This is a genomic window from Candidatus Hydrogenedentota bacterium, from assembly GCA_019695095.1.
Classification (GTDB): Bacteria; Hydrogenedentota; Hydrogenedentia; order Hydrogenedentales; family SLHB01; genus JAIBAQ01.
The window spans coordinates 1-20,605 of record JAIBAQ010000105.1 but is presented as its reverse complement, the minus strand read 5'-3'; the positions used below and the strand labels follow the sequence as shown (position 1 = coordinate 20,605).

18 protein-coding genes are annotated in these 20,605 nt (G+C 56.4%); 12 read left to right on the top strand and 6 right to left on the bottom strand.

Annotated features, from left to right (window positions below):
- Window positions 1-2,313, top strand: a 2,313-nt coding sequence (priA, locus tag K1Y02_16660) for a primosomal protein N' (GenBank protein MBX7257994.1), incomplete at its 5' end; no start/stop codon positions are given.
- On the opposite strand, the gene K1Y02_16655 is transcribed toward priA, so the two are convergent.
- From K1Y02_16655 to K1Y02_16635, 5 genes are all read right to left on the bottom strand, one after another.
- The gene (locus tag K1Y02_16655; protein ID MBX7257993.1) at window positions 2,298-3,554 is read right to left on the bottom strand and encodes a PAS domain S-box protein; all 1,257 of its coding nucleotides are present in this window, start codon (window positions 3,552-3,554) and stop codon (window positions 2,298-2,300) included. The two genes, priA and K1Y02_16655, sit on opposite strands and share 16 nt — an antisense overlap.
- Window positions 3,551-4,366, bottom strand: a complete 816-nt coding sequence (gene rsmI, locus K1Y02_16650; protein MBX7257992.1) for a 16S rRNA (cytidine(1402)-2'-O)-methyltransferase — start codon at window positions 4,364-4,366, stop codon at window positions 3,551-3,553. The genes K1Y02_16655 and rsmI overlap by 4 nt, the downstream gene beginning before the upstream one ends.
- A 60-nt stretch (window positions 4,367-4,426) precedes the next feature.
- Window positions 4,427-7,690: a carbamoyl-phosphate synthase large subunit gene (carB, locus tag K1Y02_16645; protein ID MBX7257991.1), complete on the bottom strand. Its 3,264-nt coding sequence runs from the start codon at window positions 7,688-7,690 to the stop codon at window positions 4,427-4,429.
- 77 nt (window positions 7,691-7,767) lie between these two features.
- Window positions 7,768-8,235, bottom strand: a complete 468-nt coding sequence (greA, locus tag K1Y02_16640) for a transcription elongation factor GreA (GenBank protein ID MBX7257990.1) — start codon at window positions 8,233-8,235, stop codon at window positions 7,768-7,770.
- A 190-nt stretch (window positions 8,236-8,425) separates the two neighbouring features.
- Window positions 8,426-9,694, bottom strand: coding sequence for a sulfatase-like hydrolase/transferase (locus tag K1Y02_16635; GenBank protein ID MBX7257989.1), 1,269 nt, complete (start codon window positions 9,692-9,694; stop codon window positions 8,426-8,428).
- A 304-nt stretch (window positions 9,695-9,998) separates the two neighbouring features.
- On the opposite strand from K1Y02_16635, the gene K1Y02_16630 reads away from it, so the two are divergent.
- Both K1Y02_16630 and K1Y02_16625 read left to right on the top strand, forming a co-directional pair.
- Window positions 9,999-10,460 carry a hypothetical protein gene (locus tag K1Y02_16630; GenBank protein ID MBX7257988.1) on the top strand — a complete coding sequence of 154 codons (462 nt, stop codon included), beginning with the start codon at window positions 9,999-10,001 and terminating at the stop codon, window positions 10,458-10,460.
- A gap of 9 nt (window positions 10,461-10,469) precedes the next feature.
- Window positions 10,470-11,444, top strand: a complete 975-nt coding sequence (locus K1Y02_16625; GenBank protein ID MBX7257987.1) for a dihydrodipicolinate synthase family protein — start codon at window positions 10,470-10,472, stop codon at window positions 11,442-11,444.
- A 10-nt stretch (window positions 11,445-11,454) separates the two neighbouring features.
- Here the strand turns inward: K1Y02_16625 and K1Y02_16620 are convergent, their stop codons facing one another.
- Window positions 11,455-12,051, bottom strand: coding sequence for a CoA pyrophosphatase (locus tag K1Y02_16620; protein ID MBX7257986.1), 597 nt, complete (start codon window positions 12,049-12,051; stop codon window positions 11,455-11,457).
- A 270-nt stretch (window positions 12,052-12,321) separates the two neighbouring features.
- Between K1Y02_16620 and K1Y02_16615 the strand changes: the two genes are divergently transcribed.
- The 9 genes from K1Y02_16615 to K1Y02_16575 all read left to right on the top strand — a co-directional run.
- The gene (locus K1Y02_16615) at window positions 12,322-13,563 is read left to right on the top strand and encodes a hypothetical protein (protein MBX7257985.1); all 1,242 of its coding nucleotides are present in this window, start codon (window positions 12,322-12,324) and stop codon (window positions 13,561-13,563) included.
- A 57-nt stretch (window positions 13,564-13,620) separates the two neighbouring features.
- Window positions 13,621-13,947 carry a nucleotidyltransferase domain-containing protein gene (locus tag K1Y02_16610; protein ID MBX7257984.1) on the top strand — a complete coding sequence of 109 codons (327 nt, stop codon included), beginning with the start codon at window positions 13,621-13,623 and terminating at the stop codon, window positions 13,945-13,947.
- A complete protein-coding gene (locus K1Y02_16605) occupies window positions 13,934-14,359 on the top strand; it encodes a HEPN domain-containing protein (GenBank protein ID MBX7257983.1) in 426 nt (141 codons plus the stop codon). The genes K1Y02_16610 and K1Y02_16605 overlap by 14 nt, the downstream gene beginning before the upstream one ends.
- A 79-nt stretch (window positions 14,360-14,438) precedes the next feature.
- Complete coding sequence (locus K1Y02_16600) at window positions 14,439-14,744, top strand: nucleotidyltransferase domain-containing protein (GenBank protein ID MBX7257982.1); 306 nt, start codon at window positions 14,439-14,441, stop codon at window positions 14,742-14,744.
- Window positions 14,745-14,809: 65 nt separating this feature from the next.
- Window positions 14,810-14,944: a hypothetical protein gene (locus tag K1Y02_16595; GenBank protein ID MBX7257981.1), complete on the top strand. Its 135-nt coding sequence runs from the start codon at window positions 14,810-14,812 to the stop codon at window positions 14,942-14,944.
- Window positions 14,945-16,257: 1,313 nt separating this feature from the next.
- Window positions 16,258-17,667 carry a hypothetical protein gene (locus tag K1Y02_16590; GenBank protein MBX7257980.1) on the top strand — a complete coding sequence of 470 codons (1,410 nt, stop codon included), beginning with the start codon at window positions 16,258-16,260 and terminating at the stop codon, window positions 17,665-17,667.
- A 317-nt stretch (window positions 17,668-17,984) separates the two neighbouring features.
- Window positions 17,985-19,031, top strand: coding sequence for a sugar phosphate isomerase/epimerase (locus tag K1Y02_16585; protein MBX7257979.1), 1,047 nt, complete (start codon window positions 17,985-17,987; stop codon window positions 19,029-19,031).
- A gap of 139 nt (window positions 19,032-19,170) precedes the next feature.
- Window positions 19,171-20,316: a Gfo/Idh/MocA family oxidoreductase gene (locus K1Y02_16580; GenBank protein ID MBX7257978.1), complete on the top strand. Its 1,146-nt coding sequence runs from the start codon at window positions 19,171-19,173 to the stop codon at window positions 20,314-20,316.
- 42 nt (window positions 20,317-20,358) lie between these two features.
- On the top strand, window positions 20,359-20,605 hold a 247-nt coding region (locus K1Y02_16575; GenBank protein ID MBX7257977.1), incomplete at its 3' end, for a sulfatase-like hydrolase/transferase.

Below are 20,605 nucleotides of genomic sequence, written 5' to 3'. Positions count from 1 at the left end.
TATGTGGTGAATCTGTGCGACATCGCGCCGGTAGAGTCGGTGAGGCCGCTGATCGACCTGCCTGATTCGGACCCCGTCTTTTCTCCGGAGATTATGGAACTGTGCCGTTGGTTGGCCGATTACTATTGCTGTTCGTGGGGCGAGGCGCTTCACAGTGCCATACCCGCGGGAATTTCGGTGCGGACGCGCATGATGTACCGGCTGTGCATGGATCGGGTGACATCCGGGCGCTTTACGGATCGGCAGCGGGCCGTGGTTGCGGAACTCAACCGGCGGGGACCGTTAAGCGAAAAGCAATTGGCGAAATCCGTCGGGCCGGTGGCATTAAGCAACACGTTGAAGGCGTTGGTGGGCCGAGGGATTCTTGAGGCGGAGCCTGTTGCAGCCGCGCCGGCGGTGAATGCGCTCACGGAGACGTGGGTGAAGATAGTCGAGCGCGCCGTCCTCTCGTCCGGCGATCTGGAGGTGCTTCAGCGGCGCGCCCCAAAACAGGCGGCCGTGTACTTGGACTTGTTGCACGGGGGAGTGGAGCAGCGCGCGGCGCTTGCGTGCGCGAAGCATGAGACCAGTGCGACGGTGCTTCGACAACTTGCGTCCAAAGGCCTTGTGACGCTGATCGAGAAGGACGTCTATCGCACCCCGGACGAAGTGGGCGCGGCGGGTTCGAGCAGAAAGCACGCGCTTAATCCGGAACAACGGGCGGCTTATGAGGCAATTGTCGCCGAACTGGAGGCAAATCGTTTTCAGACGTTCTTGCTTCAAGGAATCACAGGCTCGGGCAAGACGGAAGTCTATCTTCAAGCTATCGAGCGCGCGCTGAGTCTGGGCAAAGCCGCCATCATCCTTGTGCCGGAGATTTCGCTGACACCGCAAACGGTCGGACGATTCAAAGCGCGATACCAGACCGATGTTGCCGTGCTTCATAGCGGCTTGGGGCCTGGTGAACGTTACGACGAATGGCGGCGCGCCCAACGCGGCGAGGTGCGGATTGTTGTGGGTGCGCGATCGGCGGTGTTTGCGCCGCTTCCGAATCTCGGGATCCTGGTCGTGGATGAAGAACACGACAACTCGTACAAGCAAAACGAATCGCCTCGCTATCATGCGCGCGATGTCGCCATCATGCGCGCCAAGATGAACAACGCAGTGTGTCTGCTCGGGTCTGCGACACCTTCCGTCGAATCGTATCACAACTCTCAGACAGGCAAATCGGTTCGGCTGGAGTTGAAGCGGCGCGCGGCCGCGGCGGAACTCCCACGCGTGGAGATTATTGATATGCGTGTGGAGACGCGCGACATTGGCGTCAACGTGATGCTGTCGCGCCGTCTGGAAGAGGAAATCGCCGCGCGTATCAAGTCGGGCGACCAGGTCTTGTTGCTGCTCAATCGCCGTGGCTTTTCGCCTTACGTCCTGTGTCCATCCTGCGGTTGGGTCGCCGAGTGCACGGACTGCAACGTCAGTCTGACGTATCACGCGCAAGGTTCATTTCTCTGCTGCCACTACTGTGGCTACCGCCGCGAGTCTCCTCAAGTATGCGACGCGTGCGGCTTCAAACCACTGCTTCATCTCGGGACCGGCACACAGAAGATAGAGGACTATCTACTTCGTTCGTTTCCCGAGGCGCGGGTTGAGCGCATGGATGCGGATACGACGTCCAGCAAGGGAGCGCACGCGCACATTCTGGGACGTTTGGCCGCCGGTGAGATCGATATTCTGATTGGCACTCAGATGATCGCCAAGGGACACGACTATCCAGGTGTGACGTTGGTGGGCGTCGTTAATGCCGATACAGGCCTGTCGTTTCCCGATTTCCGTGCGTCGGAGACAACGTTCCAGTTGTTGACGCAAGTGGCGGGGCGCGCTGGCCGCGGAGACCGGCCTGGTCTGGTGCTGATACAGTCGTATCGCCCGAATCACTATGCGGTGCAAGCGGCGGCAAAGCATGATTTCGCCGCGTTCTACGAGCGCGAAATGGTCACGCGCGAAAGCGCGCTCTATCCCCCGCTCCGCCGCATGGCGTGCATCATGGTCGAGGGCGAAGACCCGGAAGAGACCTACCGGACGGCCATACGAATTGGCAAGACGGCGCGTGCCAAGATCGAGGAGTTGGGATTCGCGGGAATCGAGTTGTTGGGGCCGGCTCCCGCGACGTTGCGGCGCTTGAAGCGCAAATACCGTTGGAGCGTGGGACTACTTTCGAAGAGTACAAAGCGTTTGAATCAACTTACGCGCGCGGTACGGGACGCATTTGACGCTTCTCCCGACAAGGGAAAATGTGCGGTGAAAGTCGATCTTGATCCTTACGGCATGATGTGAGGCGGCACGCTTCCGGATTCCGCCGGGGCCGCCGAATCACTTCGGTTCTGTGCGCGCTTGGTCTCAAGGCGATGCAAGTCCAGCGCCTCATCAACAAGTTTGAACGCGCGAATGATGCCTCTGCGGCAGGTCTGAAGCGCCTTGCGCTGATCGGGATTCAGCTCTCCCAGTTCCTCTTCAAGCAGCATTTCCACAAAACCGGATACGGCGGATAGCGGTGAGCGCAAATTCTGAGAGATGGACGCCAGAAAGTCCCCCTTCATTCGGTCGATCTGACGCAATTCCGCATTGAGACGCTCCAAGCGCTGGTTTGCCAGTCGGGTAGTCTCTTGCAGATTTTTCCTGTCCGTGATGTCGTGAAGCAAGGCCACGTAGTACCGTTTGCCTTCGCGCATGAACGAACGGTAGACGATGTCTACGGATCGCTCCTCGCCGTGCGCGTCCACAACGACCTCCTCGGTTTGGGCTTCACCGCGCGCACGAAGACTCGCAAACTTGTGCGGAAGCGTACCGTCGTCGAACAGGTACGCTCGAATACGGTTTCCCAGAAGTTTCTCGCGAGCGACGGCTAAAAATGCGGCAGCCTGGTCGTTGGCTTCCGTGATGAACTCCTGATCGTCGAAGACGAGGATGGGCTCGCCCGCGCAATCGAGTATGGTGCGGAGCATGTTTTCGGACGCGGCCAGATCTTCGGCCTGACGACGCACAGTGGCTTCGATAGAGCCAAATCGTTGCATCAATTGGGCGACCAGCCAGCCGCAAATACCGATGCTTAAGGTCTTAAACAGGATGACACCCCACGGCAGGGCCAGTCCGATTCGATACCACTCCAAGACGACGACCCCGGAATAAGCGACCATGCATAGGAACGTCGCGAGCGCGGTGGTGCGGGCACGGCGCGTGTGGGCGCTAAGACCGATGAGGAGCAGGTGAAAAGCGATGTATGCATCGCTGGATTCTCGGCCCGAGAAATGGGTGATGAGAGTGGCTTCGGCAAGATAGATAAAGAAGTTCAATTTGCCGGAGAAGGCGGAATAGCGCTTAAGCAGAAAGACCGAATGCGCGAAGGTGTTGTGAAGAAGAACAACGACAGTAAGGACAATGAAGTCTCGGATGTTGCCCGTCACAAAACCGAGGAAGAAGGCGGTCGACATCACTACATAGACGAGGTAGCGCGCCCAAAGCCCAACACGCTCGACAAGAAGCGTGAGCGAAAGGTTGCTGGATTCTAGCTTTTTCATTCGTCCGTTACCGCCGCGGAGTATACTTCATTGCGCGAGATTCCTAAATTCGCCGCAACACGACGGACTGCGTCGCGGCGAGACAAGTTCTGTGCGCGCATCAGCTCTTCCACAAGGGCGCGCAGCTCTTCGGGCGATTTCTCCGTTTCGCGCGATGTGCGGCTTGGAACCGACAGAAGCAGGACGCATTCTCCCTTCACCTCCGCGGTTCCAATGCGGTCCAGGATTTCCTGAGCGGAACCGAGTAGAAGCTCCTCAAACGTCTTTGTCAACTCACGGGCAACGCGAACTTCGACTTCGGGCAGGTGCTTTGCCACACCCTCCAGAGCCTTCTTCAGTCTGTTCGGAGATTCGTAGAAGACATGCGTACCGGGCAAATCGTCGAGCGACTGCAACAGGTTGGCGGACTCGGAGTTCTTCCTGGGAAAGAAACCGTGGAAGGTGAAGCGATCCGTGGGCAGCCCGGAAATGGAGAGAGCTGCCGAAACGGCACACGGACCAGGAACAGATACCACGCAAATCCCTGCCTCATGCGCCGCGCGAACCAAGCGATAGCCGGGATCGGAGATGCACGGGGTGCCCGCATCGCTAATCAGCGCCACGTCCCGTCCGTTCAACACTTCCTGGATGAGCTCCTGCGCCTTCTCGGACTCGTTGTGCTCGTGGTAACTGGTGAGCGGCGTGTCGATGGAGAAGTGATTGAGGAGTTTCTTGGAATGGCGCGTGTCTTCCGCTGCGATGAGTGCGACGGATTTGAGAACGCCCAAGGCGCGCAAACTGATGTCTTCCAGATTGCCGATGGGCGTGGCCACGACATATAAACGCCCGCACGCCGTATGGTTCAACGGAACTGTCCTTTGTCTGAGCTGTCCCTATTTTTGGGCAAGCGCAGCCGGTGAGTCTAACTCTGCATGATACTCTTGCAGGGAGCGCACGGTCCCCGCACCGTTACGCATTGCACGAATGCCGAGTACCGCTGCACGCGCTGCCGCGAGCGTGGTCATCGTCGGGAGGCCGCGTTCGAGTGCCGTGCGGCGGATGGCGCGTTCATCGTACTTCGAGTCTGTGCCCATCGGGGTATTGATGATCCAATCCACATCGCCGTTGATGATTCGATCGACAACGTTGGGGCGGCTCTCCCCCACCTTAAACACGACTTCCACGTTGAGTCCCTGTGCCTGCAGAATCTTAGCCGTGCCTTCCGTCGCGAGAATGCGGAATCCGAGTTCGCACAATTCTTTACCCAGCGTGCCCATTAGAACCTTGTCGCGGTTGTTCAGACTCAGGAAAACTGTTCCCTCAGTAGGAACGCGATTGCCTGCCGCGACTTGGCTCTTTGCGTAGGCCATGCCCATTGTGTAGTCGATGCCCATGACTTCGCCGGTGCTTCGCATTTCCGGCCCGAGGAGAATGTCGACACCTGGGAACTTGATGAAAGGAAGGACGACTTCTTTCGCACTTACAAATTTGGGCTCCGGATCTTCGGTGATACCCAATTCGCGCAAGGTCTTTCCAGCCATGACGCGCGCGGCAATTTTCGCCAGAGGTATTCCGGTCGCTTTGCTTACGAAGGGCACGGTTCTCGATGCGCGAGGATTGACTTCAAGCAGAAAGATTTTGTCGTCGCTGACCGCGAATTGAATGTTCATCAATCCGACGACATTCAGTTCTCGCGCGAGCGCGCGCGTTTGGACACGAATGCGCTCAACGATGTCCGGATCGAGTTGATACGGCGGCAAGATACAGGCGCTGTCGCCGGAATGCACACCGGCCTCTTCAATGTGCTGCATGATTCCAGCAACGATAACGTCTTGTCCGTCCGCTAACGCATCGACATCGATCTCAATAGCTGCTTCGATGAACTTGTCAATGAGGACAGGACGCTCCGGCGAAGCTTCCACGGCGTTGGCCATGTAGCGTTCAAGCGATGAACGCTCGTATACGATTTCCATGGCGCGGCCACCCAGCACGAACGACGGGCGCACCACGACGGGATACCCGATGCGTTCGGCAATTGCGATGGCCTCTTCGACCGAGGTTGCGGTTTCGTTCTCGGGCTGGAGGAGGTCCAATTTCAAGACCAATTCGCGGAATGCTTTACGGTCTTCCGCGCGGAAGATGCTTTCGGGGGAGGTGCCAATGATCGGTACACCCGCTTTGTGGAGTCCCATAGCCAAGTTGAGCGGAGTCTGTCCGCCGAATTGAACGATCACACCTTTGGGCTTCTCGCGATCGCAAATGTTGAGCACGTCTTCAATCGTAACCGGTTCGAAATAGAGTCGATCCGAGGTGTCGTAGTCGGTGGAGACGGTTTCAGGATTGCTGTTGACCATGATGGTTTCGTAGCCATCGTCCTTGAGCGCAAACGCGGCGTGCACGCAGCAGTAGTCGAATTCGATACCCTGGCCGATACGATTGGGACCGCCGCCTAGAATGACAATCTTCTCTTTTGTAGTCGGCCGTACTTCGTCTTCATCGCCATATGTTGAATAGTAATAGGGTGTGTACGCTTCAAATTCAGCGGCGCAAGTATCCACGAGTTTATACGTCGGAATTACGCCATGCTTCTTCCGTAACGCGCGGACTTCCAGCGGGTCCTTGCCCCACATGAAACCAAGCTGGTTATCGGAGAACCCGAATTCCTTCGCGCGCCGGAGCGTGGCTGGGCAGTCAGGGTTGGCAGTGCGTAGCGCACGCTCTTCGGCGACGATCTCCTCAATGTTCCGGAGGAACCACGGATCGATCATCGTCATCTCGTACACGTGCTCAACCGTCGCGCCCGCGCGGAAGGCCTGCGCGATGCGAAGGATGCGGTCAGGAACCGCGGTGCGAATGTACTTCAACAGCGCGTCCAGTTCTTCGCGCGAATCGGGCTCTCCGCCCGTCAACGTCTTGTCTTTTCCGTCCACACCGAGGCCGAAGCGGCCGATTTCCAGGGAACGCATGGCCTTTTGCAGCGATTCCTTGAAGGTGCGGCCAATGCTCATGACCTCGCCGACGCTCTTCATTTGAACCGTGAGCTGGTTACTGGCTCCCGGGAACTTCTCGAAGGCCCAGCGGGGCACTTTCGTGACGCAGTAGTCGATGGTCGGTTCGAACGAGGCGGGTGTCTCGCGCGTGATGTCGTTGGGAATTTCGTCGAGGCTGTAGCCGATGGCCAGCTTCGCGGCGATTTTTGCTATGGGGAAACCGGTCGCTTTCGAGGCCAAGGCCGAGCTGCGCGACACGCGAGGATTCATCTCGATGACGACCAAACGCCCTGTTTGCGGATCTACCGCAAACTGAATGTTTGAGCCGCCCGTTTCGACGCCAATTTCTCGAATGACCCGGATCGACGCATCGCGCAGGAGTTGGTACTCCTTATCGGTGAGTGTCTGCGCGGGTGCGACGGTGATGCTGTCGCCGGTGTGAACGCCCATGGGGTCGAAATTCTCGATGGAGCAGATGATCACCACGTTGTCGTTGAGGTCGCGCATGACCTCCAATTCGTACTCTTTCCAGCCGAGCACGGACTCTTCGACAAGGACCTCGGTGACGGGGCTTGCTTCGAGACCCCATTTCACGGCCTTCTCAAACTCTTCCTTGTTAAAGGAGACGCCCGCGCCGGAACCGCCGAGGGTGAAAGCGGGCCGGATGATGGCCTTGTAGCCGACCTCCGCACCGAAACCGCGCGCTTCATCCAGCGAATGGACGACGAGGCTCTTGGGTACCTCCAACCCGCAATCAATCATGGCTTGCTTGAACTGGCCGCGGTCTTCCGCCTTCTTGATGGCTTCCAGCTTCGCACCAATCAGCGTAACGCCGTACTTGTCGAGGATGCCGGACTCCGCCAGTTCCACGGCGAGATTGAGGGCAGTCTGGCCGCCGACAGTCGGCAGCAGGGCATCGGGACGTTCCCGCTCGATGATCCGCTCCAACGTATCGACGGTAAGTGGCTCGATATAGGTGCGGTCCGCAGTCTCGGGATCGGTCATGATCGTGGCCGGGTTGCTGTTGGCCAGCACGACCTCGTAGCCTTCTTCTCGCAAGGCTTTGCAGGCTTGAGTACCCGAATAGTCGAACTCGCAGGCCTGTCCAATGACGATGGGGCCGGACCCGATGATGAAGACTTTACGTATGTCGTTGCGTTTCGGCATGGTTCCTCGATGGTGTATGTACTTCGGGCATTCCCTCATGCCCTAATTGCTATATAACCTGGGTATGCGCAGGCCGGTTACCGGCTTATCTCAACCACTTCAAATTCAATGTTCCCGGCGGGGACCTTCGCCACGGCGACCTCCCCCACGGCCTTGCCCAACAGTGCCTCTCCGACAGGCGAGTGAATTGAGATCTTGCCATTCGCCATGTCTGCTTCGACGGGGCTAACAAGCACGAAAACCGATTCCTTCTTCGTCTTGCAGTTGCGCACCTTGACAGAGGAACCGACGTAAGCCTTTGATAGGTCTACGTCCTGATCCTCCAAGACCACCGCGCGTGCAATCTTATCCTCCAGGTCGCGAATCCGGGCATGCAGCATGGCCTGCTCTTCTTTCGCGGCGTGGTAGTCTGCGTTTTCCCTGAGGTCGCCGAAGCTGCGGGCATGCTCGATAATAGCGGCCACCTCGATGCGGCGCGACCTACACTTGGTGTGCTCTTCCTTCATTTTTTCGAGGCCTTCGCGGCTCACGTACAACGTATCCATGCTTCTCCCGATCTACATAGTTTTCGTGTGGGGTACGCGCCGGAAAGAGAACCGCTGTCCGGCTTTACGCATTCCGCGATGATGTCGCTGGGAAAGGAGTATACCAGACGCGGGAAGGCATCTTAAACCCGCGAAGGCACTGCCCGTGGGCCAAGGTTTGGAGAGGCTGGAGCGACTGAGTAACCGAGCGTCATTCCCGGGGCTGATCGAGCCTGGCCGGCCGTGCGTCCCTGAACTGGTCCAAGGCTTCCTGAAGTTGCCTGGCCGCTGCCGCATCGGCACCGGTAAGGGTATCGACCGCAAGCGGTTGACTTTCCAGGGGGTCCTTTTCCAAGTCGTAGAACTCGCCGGTCCGGTAGAGCTTGTAGCGCTTATCGAAAGCGAACTCGTGAAGGGTCCGGTCATCCCTCTGGCGCGGCGAAAACCAAGAGTAGATCCAGTCCCGAGGATGCCCATCCAAGCCTCGCAGTTGAGGAAAGAAGCTGCGGCCGTCAAGTCTCATGCCATCAGGGACGGCAACACCGGCTGCCTCCAGGAAAGTCGGTAGAAAATCCGTCGTGTCTACGAGGTCTGAACACACATTGCCAGCCGTGACCGTGCCAGGCCAATTGGCAATGCAGGGCACGTGCATCCCCGTCACTTTCGTGGTGCCTTTGGCGCCGACAATTTCCCGGTCACCCATCTTCGACGGAACTCCCCTGCCGGTTCCGTTATCGCCCAGGAAGAGGACAAGCGTTTTTTCTCGCACTCCCGTTGCCTGGAGATGGGCGATGAGTTTCCCGATTAGCTTGTCCATGTAGGCCACCATGTCGCCAAAATGTTTCGGATTCTGGTTTGCTTCTTCCCCTTGTGCTTTTGGATCCCAATCCTTGCTGTCGGGCGTTGGCAGGTACGGAGCGTGGGTGAGCGTCATCGGGTAATAGAGAAAGAAGGGTCCGTCTTTCTTCCGAGTAATGAAGTCGAGCGCGAAATCATTGATCAGGTCAGGTCCATATTCGCCTTCTGTATAGTCCTTCTCGACCCCATTGATTTCCAGGCCGGGGTTGGCGTAGCGCGGTGGCCGGCGTGTGTGTTGCCACAGATAGCTCTCGTCAAAGCCGAACCTTTTGGGCAGACTCACATCTCGGCCGAGTTGCCATTTCCCGGTTATGCACGTGGCATATCCGGAAGCCTTCAACAAATTGGCAAAGGTGACGGCCTCGGGATCCATCAGCCCGAACTTGATGTAATTCCTCGCATTGGAAAGACCGGTCATTAACTGAACGCGAGTCGGGGTGCAAAGCGGCTGTGCATAGCACTGAGAGAAGCGTGTGCCCGTGGCGGCAAGTCCATCGAGGACAGGCGTCTGGTAACTTGTTCCGCCGTTCGCTCCGAGGCATTCGTAGCCCAGGTCGTCGGCTAGAATCAGAACAATGTTGGGACGCGCGCTTGAGGTGGCAGCAAGAGCCTCCATCTCCATTGGCAGCGCGAGGAGCCCTGCTCCCAACCCCATCATCTTAAGATACTGTCGTCGGCTCCAACGATCCAGTTGTGGCTCAGTCATGGTCTTCTCCCGCCGATTGACTCGGATCGGTATCCTCGCGCAACGCAGCCCTGCGTATCCTCACTGGAAATTTCGACGATATCGTTGTACCAGAAAGTCGAATGCGGTGCCATATCGCCTGGTTCACCGAGACGTGCTGCACGAGAAATCTGCTCGCGTTGCAGACGCCGGATCTCGGTGCTACAATCCGGCGCATTGGGGAGGGTATTGGAGGGCCGGTATGGAAGCGTTTATCGCCCACTTACAGGAAAACTGGATGGGGTATACCATCCTTCTCGTGTTATTGCTGCCCTTCGTCTATGTGTTTCGCCGTGTTGCCGTGCCGGCGATCCAATGGGCAATCGAGCTTTGCGTCTACTCCACCATCTTCCACATTGTCATGCACTTCCTCATGAGTGTGATCCGATGGTTCCGCGTCGAATCCCAAATGAAGTGGCGCGCGGACGAACGGGTCGATCCAGGATGGCAGACCCCGCTGGTCAATTTCTGGGACACCGAATTGTATAAGCCCGGATGGGTGTTTTATTTCGAAGTTGCGATGGTCGTCGTGTTCTTCCTGTTGATGATACGATACCGGCCCATGAAGACTCAGCGTCCTGGTCCTAAGCGTGACACGCTGCGAAAAGGACAGGTTCCGAAGCTGCGCCCTCCCGGCAGCAGCGTTAAACCCAAAGGAAAGTAGGCAGATACGATGGTTCCGAAGTATGTACGTGGTCCGATCTCCAATGTATTCACCGCGTGGAATGCGGACAAGCAATTCGACGAGCAGGGTCAGCGCAATCTGCTGGACTTTCTTGCCCAATCCGGGTGTATCAGCGCCTATTTCGTGCGTTCGGGCATGGGGCAGATGTATGCGTTTTCCTTCGACGAAGTGAAGCGTATCGCGGCCCTCGCTTGCGACCACCTTCGCAATGTCGGGCCGGTGATCGTTGGTTGCGCGGGCGAGTGGGATCGCAACTACGACAAGAGACCCGACCCCAAGGTCTTCCTGGCGCAGTCCATTGAACTGGGGCAATACGCTGCCGACCAGGGCGCGGCCGGTGTCGTGTACACGATGCCGGAGGCGATTGTGCCAACGGACGGCAAAACGTACGCGGACGTGCTCGTCGAATACTTCGAGGCCATCAACAACGCCGTGAAGCTTCCAATCTTCCTTTACCAGCCACCAAAGACAAAGCCTGAGTATTGTGTGACCATGGACACGGCGGCGCGGCTGGCGGACATGCCCAATGTCATGGGAATCAAGATATCTACGGACGACGTCCGCTACACGTTGAATATTTGCTGCGCGATTGCCGGAAAAGATTTTGCTTTTATCGCCGGCTCCGAAACCTCGTTTCTCGCGAACCTGTACGCCGGCGCGACGGCCTGTATCGGACAGGGCTGCACCATCAATCCCGCCATCATCTGCGCCGTGCAGGATCGGTTTGACGCAGGCGACCGGCAAGGCGCCATTGCGGCCCAGCGCTCGGTAAATATGCTCTGCGAAGAGAGTGAGTCGCCCGTTGCGTTTCTCAAGAGGTACGCCACCGAGAAGGGATTCCCTGTTCCTTTGGAACACCGCGAGATGGCGTCACCTGCTTATGAGCCTCCCCGTCCGTTGACCGACGCGCACTACGCCGCGTTCAAGCGGATACTCGAAGCCGAGATGGCGAAATACGCTTAGCAGGTTGGCATTACTTGGAGAACGGCTCTACGGGTAGTTCTGTGCCCATGATGGCCATGAAGCCTGCGATGATTCGGTGAGTCAGGCCCCAAATCGTGTACGGGCCAAATTCAAACGAAGGAAATGCCCTTCGAAGTGGGTCCGGGGGAAAGAAATACTCGCGTATGTTCGCCGTGTCCGCAAAGTGCGATAGCGGTATCCACACGGTTGCGGCGACTTCATGATTGTGTGTAAGCGGGTCCTTCCCTTCTGTCTCGTAGATGAACGGGGTGACACTGAGATTCTGCTCCGTGAGTCGGCCTCCGTACAGGGTTGCAAGGCGGCCCATGCACGATTCGCGGGGAAGCAATAGCCCCACTTCTTCCAGCGTCTCCCTGCGCGCCACGGCCTCGAGCGTTTCATCCGTGGAATCGCGCCGTCCGCCGGGGAACGCCATTTGACCGGACCAGGGGTCCAGCGGGTGTTCGCAGCGTTTCATGAACAGAGCCTCAACATCGCCAGAGGGCCCCACACGCAGTGCCATGGCAACCGCAGCTTGACGTACATCGGGAGCGAGAGTCTCGTCCTCTGGCACGTGCGTTGCCAGGGCAGCGCGAATTTCGGCCAAACCTTCGGCTCCACGCCAAGAACATGGTTCGCTAAACACAGGGATTCGGTCTCCAGTCGCCGCGCGCAGCAAACGTTGAGCAAAGAGGTCCGATTATAGCCGTCGTACCGAAACCGAATGCAAACACTGGGCATTGTTCTCCATCGCTTCTTGCGCTACCATACGACCCGTATCGGGCGCTTGAGGTGCGCGGGGCCATCGCAGGGCAATCGGCCGGGATGCGCAGAGGCGGCTCGAATCCAAGCACACACGGAGCAGAAGGAGTTCAGCATGCAAACGCTTACAGGGGATAAGGTCGGTAAGGCAGCACGGGCGGCGTTGGACGCTGGAGAAGGTATTTTGCGGTTGGCGCCAACGTGGGTGCCTCGGTCATTCTTGCAGCCGGGCCGCCGGTTGAAGCTGCATCCCGAGGATTACTATGCGTTGGGGAAAGACCGTGGCGGCATTGACGAACGGTGGTTCGCATCGACCACGGCAGCCGACAACGCGGGCGCGCCGCCGGATGAAGGTCTGAGCTATGTCCATCACGAGGGAGCCCGGTTTACGCTGCGCGACGCCGTTGAGAATCTGGGCGCGGATATCATCGGCTCCGAGATCTGGAACAAGTACAAGCGCTGGCCGGTCTACTCGAAGTTCTTCGACAACATGGGGCCTATCCCCCACCATCATCACCAGAGCCAGGAGCAGGCGGAACTCGTCGGTCGCGACGGCAAACCCGAAGCGTACTATTTCCCGCCGCAGTTGAACGCCATCGGCAACAATTTCCCGCACACCTACTTCGGACTTGAGCCGGGCACCACGAAAGACGACGTCATCAAGTGCCTTGAGAAATGGAACTGCGGCGACAACGGCATTCTGGATTATTCGAAAGCCTATCGTTTGAAGCCGGGCACGGGTTGGTTGGTCGGTCCGTGCATCCTGCACGCGCCGGGTTCTCTGCTCACCTACGAACCGCAGTGGGGCAGCGACGTGTTCTCGATGTTCCAGTCGCTGGTGGAAGGCCGCGAAGTGTGGTACGACCTTTTGGTGAAGGACATTCCCAAGGAGAAACACTACGACCTTGAGTTCATCGTGAATCAGCTCGATTGGGAATCGAACGTCGATACGCACTTCAAAGACAACCACTACCTGGAACCCATCGCCGACGGCGACACGGCGGGCGCGGGCTATGTCGACAAGTGGGTCGTATACGGACGCGTCAAGGGCGAACAGAAGTTCACGGCGAAGGAACTCACCGTTGCGCCGGGCGCGAAGGTCACGATTAAGGACAACGGTGCATCCGGCGTTATCGTAAACCAAGGGCGTGGCCGCATTGGCAAGTTAGCGCTCGAATGTCCGCAGATGATTCGCTACGGCGAGATGACCGAAGACGAAGTCTATATCTCTGCCGACGCCGCCAAGGCCGGATACACCGTCGAGAACCTTGGCAAGGAGTGTCCGCTGGTGCTCCTGCGCTACTTCGGGCCGGATGCGAATCCGAACGCGCCGAATGTAGGCGACTACAAGAAATAAGCATTAGATGGTTGAGGCAGGGTCAGGAGACCCTGCCTCACCGAGGGGTGCGTGCAATTGGCAAAGCGATCAGCAAACGCAGTTATCCAGAAGATAGTGCGCCGGATTGTGGATGAGTTTCATCCGGAGCAAGTGATTCTCTTTGGCTCACATGCTCGAGGAGAAGCTGGACCCGACAGCGACATCGATTTGCTCGTTGTGATGTCCTTCAAAGGATCGAAGCGTGAGAAACAAGTGGCGCTTCGAGGGATCATACCCGACAACTCGGGACCGGTGGACGTGATTGTGACGAGTCCAGAAGACTACCGTTGGAGGAAGGATGTCGTAGGCACGATCGAATGGCCGGCTTCTCATGAAGGGAAAGTCCTTTATGGTCGAGTCTGACGCGTCTGTAGCTGTCGCGCGCGAATGGATAGCGAAAGCCGAAAACGATTTGAAGACCGCGGAAATGGCTTTGAGAGCAGCGAGCGAATGTCCGACCGACACGACTTGTTTTCATGCGCAGCAGTGCATCGAGAAGTACACCAAGGCGTTGTTGACGGTGCGGGGTTTGGCATTCGCAAAGACGCACAATATCAGGGTTCTAATGGAGATACTCCCCATAGAATCGCGGCCTCATCTTGATCGGATGTGGCAGGATCGTTTGACCGATTATGCCACAAGCGCTCGCTACCCGGGTTGGGACGAGATTCCACTTGGCGAGGCGCGCAAGGCAGTAGCCGTGGCAAAACGGGTTCGGCGGGAGATTCGTGGCCTGTTGCCGAAAGCTGCGAAGGCAAGAAAGCGCACATTGTGAGCTGTGGCTTGATGCGGCCGTCGAGAGAACAGAATCCGTTGAGGTTGACGGAGTGGTGGTTGCGTGGAGGAGGAGACTGATGCCGAGAACTGCACTAGACTTTTCTAGGGAGCAGCTCGCGGCAACGTGCAAGCGCTGGCACATCGCAAAACTATCAGTATTCGGGAGTGTCCTTCGCGAGGATTTTCGTCCTGATAGCGACGTGGATGTGCTTGTCGAATTTGAACCGGGTCATACGCCGGGTTGGGAAATTGTCGATATCGGCGAAGAACTCTCGGGAGTTTTTGGCGGGCACTACGTTGATATCGTATATCCTGAATACTTGCTTCCTCGTCTGAAGGATGAAATCTTAAGCAGTGCTATTGTCCAGTACGAGCGCGTGTGATGAAGAAAGATGACTCCATTTTGCCCGGGCACGTACCAGACGCAGCCACTAGAATCGCGGAGCGAGTGAAAGAAGTTAAGAGAGAAGACTTCGACAAGGACGAGGTCCTCCGAGATGCGATTACGTATCGAATTCGAGCGATCGGAGAAGCAGCATCCAAGATTCCGCGAGTAAAAAGTCGATTTCCACGGGTCATGTGATATCCAATTGATTCATCACTTTTGGGAACTACGCTAACCTGCATTGTTGTTTGTTCTGAACGGGCCGACTTTGGCTCAATGCGAAGATGAGATTAGGAATTGGGTAGGTAGTCGTGCTGTGGCCAACTCTGGCAAAATATGCTACCTGTGCGGAGGGGTCCTTGGGAAGGATCGAAGCAGGGATCATGTGCCGCCAAAGCAGTTCTTCGCCACACAAATACGCAAGACTTCCTCTCAACAATTCGATACTGTCCCATGTCACGCGAAGTGCAATTTGGCGTACAAGGATGACGAAGGGTACCTTGTCGCTGCTCTATTGCCATCGATTATGGACTCACCGGCGGCATTCTCACGATTGAATGAACTCTTCAAGTCGTATCGCGAGAATAAGAACACTGGTCTACTCAGGCGGGTTCTGGGTGAGTGGGATCGCAATCTCCCCGAGATGGAGCTACCTCCCGGAATTGTGGCTAAGCGGTTCGACGGTGACCGAGTGCGAAGAGTCATTTGGAAGATAGTCCGTGGACTCCACTATTTGGAACTGGGAAGGGTATTGCCCGAGCGCGTAGCATGTCATATAGATCACAGGTGGCCGGGTGCCCCCCTTCCTGAGCAGCATATCTATCTTGGCGTTGAGCCTTCGCGTGGTAAGATTGTCGAGGTTTTTGCATATAGATTCCGGATCTTTCCAGAAGTGGGTTCCATGCAGTATTGGGCACTATATCTTTGGGAAAGGCTCGTTTTCTTGGTTGCATGTCACGCACACGATTGTTCATGCAAGGAATGTCTAGCAGATGATGATTAAGATTCTAGCTTGTTGCACGGGTCGGGAGCAGAAGCTGGTTGAAGGGGAAAACGGACTAGCTACGGAGGATTCCCAGCAAAACGGCGGAACACCGTGAGTCTGTCTGTCTTATGTCTTTGCCTTGTCAAGCCGAGGAAAAGCAACATCTTGAACATGGCAATGCCTGCGGTACTATCTCCCTGACTTTTCAGGGGCATATTGACCTTTTCTTCTGTGAGTGAGATAATGCACTCATCACATTAGTGCTGTGCATGCATCTGTCTCAATTCGAAACCGCGACACTATTCTTCTGTCGAGCACTACGTTTGGACCACTTGAGCGTACCGTTGGCAATTCCCTTTTCCAATTCAATTAGATGCGATTGCGTATTGTAGTTTTCGATAAATACATAACTACGATTAGGCAATGTCGCTAGATTGTTGTTCGGTGCGATGCGCGTGTTGCCGCCGCTGATTAGAACAAGACCTGGACCGTCACATTGCGGCTTAGCCTTGAAAGGAGAGCTATCATGGACGTGAATTCCCAAGATGTTCTGGATTCAGTTAAAGCACTCAGCGAGAGAGTAGATAGAGTGTTGGGGGGGACTTTGCCGTCAGACTCTGTTTCTAGTGTAGTTGCATGTCTGCTGGAGAAACAGTCTGCATCTGTTGATCAGCTACGCGTGGACCTAGATATCCTGAAAGGGAGCCGTCAGAGTTTGCAGAGGGACTTGGAGCGCAAGATAAAGTTTTGGCCCCGCATTAACACAGGTATTGCGGCAGTGGTAGGTGCTGTATTTCTTGCGGTTACGGGGTATCAGTGGACTGAAGTGCACCGACTCGTTGAAGACACGACGAAGGTGGTTGCAGATCAAGCCACAAAACTGGATCAAACAGTAGCTGAGGCTAACGCCAGTATTACGAATATTCTCACCAATTCGAGTGAAGTACTAGCAGTTGCGACTAAGGCATCGGAGACGGCAAGGGAATCGGATGAGAAGATTTCGACCGCGAGAGAGGATTTTGAGAATGTCATGGCCGGTTCACGGAAGATTCTAGCTGAAATAGAGACTTCTCAAGTTCGGCTGAAGGCGCAAAGAGAGAGAATAGACTACTTGCGGCAACTTTCTGAAAAGGCTGCTACATATGCTTTGTGTGCACTTGCAGACAATCAGTCGGCTAACGTCTTTGCAGAAGCTGGAACCCTTGCCTTTAATGCAGGCGATTCCAAATCAGCCGCACGTATCTGGGAAGCTGGACTGAGTCGCTATCCGGACGACCGCAGTATTCTGCTTCGACTCGCGCGCGTGGATTGGGAAGAAGGGCGGGGTGCTACAGCAACCGAAAGGATAAATAGGCTATTGGTAAGGGACGCGCATGATATAGACGCTATGTGCATGGCAGCTGAGTTCGAAAGTTTGAGCGCCAACAGCGAAGCTGCACTAAGCATACTTGAACCCGAGATCAACTCGCGGTCAACGAACAGAGATGGAGCCAAGGACACAGGCTTGGCAAAACTCTTAACCGCTCGAGGTCAAGTCTATCTGTCCGACAATGAGCCGCTAAAGGCTATTTCAGATTTTGAGGCAGCTGCACAGCAAAATCCTGAAGATCCTTGGACACTGGTGTATTGTGCAGAAGCATTGAAGAGCTACAGTTTGGAGTCAGGGTTAGATGAAGCGACACGCAAAGACTACACGAATCAAGCTCTGGAAAAGTGCGATGAACTACTTGGCCGTGGTGCTAGTGCGGAGCCCGAAGCATACGTTGATGTCGCTGTATGTAAGTCAGGCATCCTGACTTCTATGGGAGAGTCTGAGGATGCTCTATTCTTGTTGGAGTCTGCAAAATTGTGGCGGCCACAAGACAGGACTTTGGACAAGCTAATTGCAGGCCTCCGTAGCTCGATCAATTCCAATAACGCTAAGTTGTCCCATTGAGTCGAAACTTTGACCTTGAGTCAAGTACCACCAAAATGAAATGATTAGATCACTGAATCCTTAAGTTGCTGTTTCTCTTCTATTGTTGACAGGATTCTGCGCGGACTTGAGTTCGAGGCTTAGCAACGGCGCGGCTTGGCTTCAGGTTGCACCGCTGTATAGGGGGGATTTGTGATCAGAAGTCATATTCACGAATCTTATGGCCATCATTATCGAGGAATAGGTTGCCCCAACCTCTTCGGCAGCAGACTGTTTCCTAACTTCAACTTTCCGGATTGGTTCTTGTTCTGCGATTCATTTGCTAAAGGAGAGAAGCGATGAACCCTCTGAAAATTAAGTTTCCAAAGCTTCACAACGCCGCATGGCCGGGTCTGGTCGGTAAGGGAAGCGATTCGGAACCGCCCATTGGGCTGGACAAGATGATCGAGTTGACGGCGAATGCCGAAGTAGATGGCGTGAAGTTTGACGGAATGGATTTATTTCTGTCGGACCCGCACATCAGCATCGACATTGATGCCGGCGGCCTGAAGAAGCTGGCCGATACGTTCAAGTCGAAGGGCCTCGCCATTGGTTCGCTGGTGGCTCCGGTGTGGGGCGCAACAGGCGGCGGCTCGACCATCGGCGATGCGGCCGAGCGCGGCAAGTTTCTGGAGCAAGTGCGCAAGGCTTGTGGTATCGGCAAGCAGTTGCGCGAGTTGGGTGCGCGCCCATACGGCGTCATCCGCGTTGATTCGGCGTGCGGTGTAGCGGATTGGGCGGCCGACCCGGCAGGGAACACCAAAAAGATCGCCGATACATTCCGCGAAGCGTGCACCATTGCCGAGGATCACGGTGAGCGGTTGGCCGCTGAAGGCGAAGTCTGCTGGGGCGGGATGCATTCGTGGAAGGAAATGCTCAAGCTGCTGGAGATGGTTGACCGGCCGAAGACGCTCGGATTCCAGGCGGACATGGCCCACACGCTGCTCTACACGCTGGGTGTGAACGCGCCGGAAGACGCGATTCTACCCGCCGGATACGACTGGAAAGACGAGGCGAATCTCGACGCTGCAATGAAGACGCTGACCGACGCGTTGCGTCCTTGGACGATCGATTTCCACATCGCCCAGAACGATGCGACGGTATTCGGATCGGGTTCGCACGACAAGACCGGCCGCCACTGCCTGCCCACCGATCCAAACGGCAAGCTCGACATCGCGAAGTATGCGGGGTATTGGTTGCGCGGAGCAGATGGCCAGCCGACCAAAGCGTTCCAGCATGTGTGTTGGGACGGTTGCATGTTCCCGAACGCGACTATGATGAAGCCGGAAACGTGGAACAGCATTTTGGCGGCCATGCTGAAGGTGCGGGACGCACACGGTTGGTAGTAGCATTCGATTCCCAACGGGCTATTCCGAGGATATCGAGAGTCAACAGGTGAAGTACAAGTGCATCGGGCAGAGATACAGCCATTAGGTACATACTGCCGTTTGCGCGTTTTACGGTAAAAGGGAGGGAGTCTAGAACATGGCCAAGAAGAAGCTGAATGTGGGGATGATCGGGTATGGGTTCATGGCCCGGACACACACAAACGCTCACTGCAAAGTGAATCACTTTTTCGATTTGGAGTATCAGCCGGTCCTGAAGGCGGCGTGCGCTCCGGAAGCGGACAAGACGCAGGCGTTCGCGGATCGTTGGGGTTACGAATCGATCGAGACGGATTGGCGCAAGCTGGTCGAACGCAAGGACATCGATCTGATCGAGATTTGCGCCCCCAACAATCTTCATCACGACATCGCTATCGGGGCCGCTGAAGCCGGAAAGATGGTAATCTGCGAGAAACCCCTTGCTTTGAACGGTCCGCAAGGCGAAGAAATGGTCAAGACCGTCGAAAAAGCGGGCGTCCCGAATATGGTTTCGTACAACTATCGCCGTATTCCCGCGGTGACTTTGGCGAAACAACTCATCGACCAGGGCCGGCTTGGCCGAATCTTCCATTACCGTGCAGTCTTCTTGCAGGACTGGACCATTTCCGCGGATTTGCCGCAGGGCGGAAATGCCCTCTGGCGCCTGGATGCGGCGGCTGCCGGCAGCGGTGTTACGGGCGATCTTCTGGCTCACTGCATCGACACGGCACTGTGGCTCAACGGTTCCATGAAGGATGTCTCTGCCATGACGGAGACCTTTATCAAGGAGCGTGTCCATCAGGAAACCGGCAAGAAGCAAGCTGTCAGTATCGACGATGCGTGCGCGTTCCTGGCCCGCTTCCAGAACGGTTCGCTGGCGACCTTTGAAGCCACGCGATATGCGCGCGGCCACAAGGCTCTGTACACGTTTGAAATCAACGGCGAGCACGCGTCGATCCAGTGGGACTTGCACGACCTGCACCGCCTGAACTGGTTCGATCACCGCGACGAGTCCATCGTTCGCGGGTGGCGCTCCATTCACGTAACCGACGGCGACATGCCGTACATGGACAAGTGGTGGGTGCCGGGTCTGCAGATCGGCTATGAGCACAGCTTCGTGCATCAGATCGCCGACTTCCTTGAAGGCTTGAGCAAGGGCGAACCCGCTTCGCCGACGTTCCGCGAAGCGCTGGAGACGCAATACGTGTGCGATGCGGTACTCGCATCCGCGAAGAAGGGTTCTTGGGAGTCGGTCAAGTCCATATAGGAACCGGAACGCAGACAGCCCGCCGTTCAGGAGGGTAGATGTATGAGCCGCCGGATACAGAGCAGACGAGAATTCATTCGAAATTCGTTGGCCGTATCCACGTTGGCGGGAACTTCGAGCGTGGCGTGCGCCCATGGCCGCGCGCGCCACGCTCGTCCCAATATCCTCTTCGTGTACACAGACGATCAGGCGCCGTGGTCGCTCGGGTGTTACGGCAATACGTACGCGCATACTCCAAACCTCGATCGCCTCTCCACCGAGAGCGTAATGCTCACGAACAGTTTTGTCG

Coding starts and splice junctions, on each gene's coding strand:
- K1Y02_16655 (MBX7257993.1), bottom strand. CDS start 3,554: ATGAAAAAGCTAGAATCCAGCAACCTTTCGCTCACGCTTCTTGTCGAG.
- carB (MBX7257991.1), bottom strand. CDS start 7,690: ATGCCGAAACGCAACGACATACGTAAAGTCTTCATCATCGGGTCCGGC.
- greA (MBX7257990.1), bottom strand. CDS start 8,235: ATGGATACGTTGTACGTGAGCCGCGAAGGCCTCGAAAAAATGAAGGAA.
- K1Y02_16635 (MBX7257989.1), bottom strand. CDS start 9,694: ATGGAGATGGAGGCTCTTGCTGCCACCTCAAGCGCGCGTCCCAACATT.
- K1Y02_16630 (MBX7257988.1), top strand. CDS start 9,999: ATGGAAGCGTTTATCGCCCACTTACAGGAAAACTGGATGGGGTATACC.
- K1Y02_16625 (MBX7257987.1), top strand. CDS start 10,470: ATGGTTCCGAAGTATGTACGTGGTCCGATCTCCAATGTATTCACCGCG.
- K1Y02_16615 (MBX7257985.1), top strand. CDS start 12,322: ATGCAAACGCTTACAGGGGATAAGGTCGGTAAGGCAGCACGGGCGGCG.
- K1Y02_16605 (MBX7257983.1), top strand. CDS start 13,934: ATGGTCGAGTCTGACGCGTCTGTAGCTGTCGCGCGCGAATGGATAGCG.
- K1Y02_16600 (MBX7257982.1), top strand. CDS start 14,439: ATGCCGAGAACTGCACTAGACTTTTCTAGGGAGCAGCTCGCGGCAACG.
- K1Y02_16590 (MBX7257980.1), top strand. CDS start 16,258: ATGGACGTGAATTCCCAAGATGTTCTGGATTCAGTTAAAGCACTCAGC.
- K1Y02_16585 (MBX7257979.1), top strand. CDS start 17,985: ATGAACCCTCTGAAAATTAAGTTTCCAAAGCTTCACAACGCCGCATGG.
- K1Y02_16580 (MBX7257978.1), top strand. CDS start 19,171: ATGGCCAAGAAGAAGCTGAATGTGGGGATGATCGGGTATGGGTTCATG.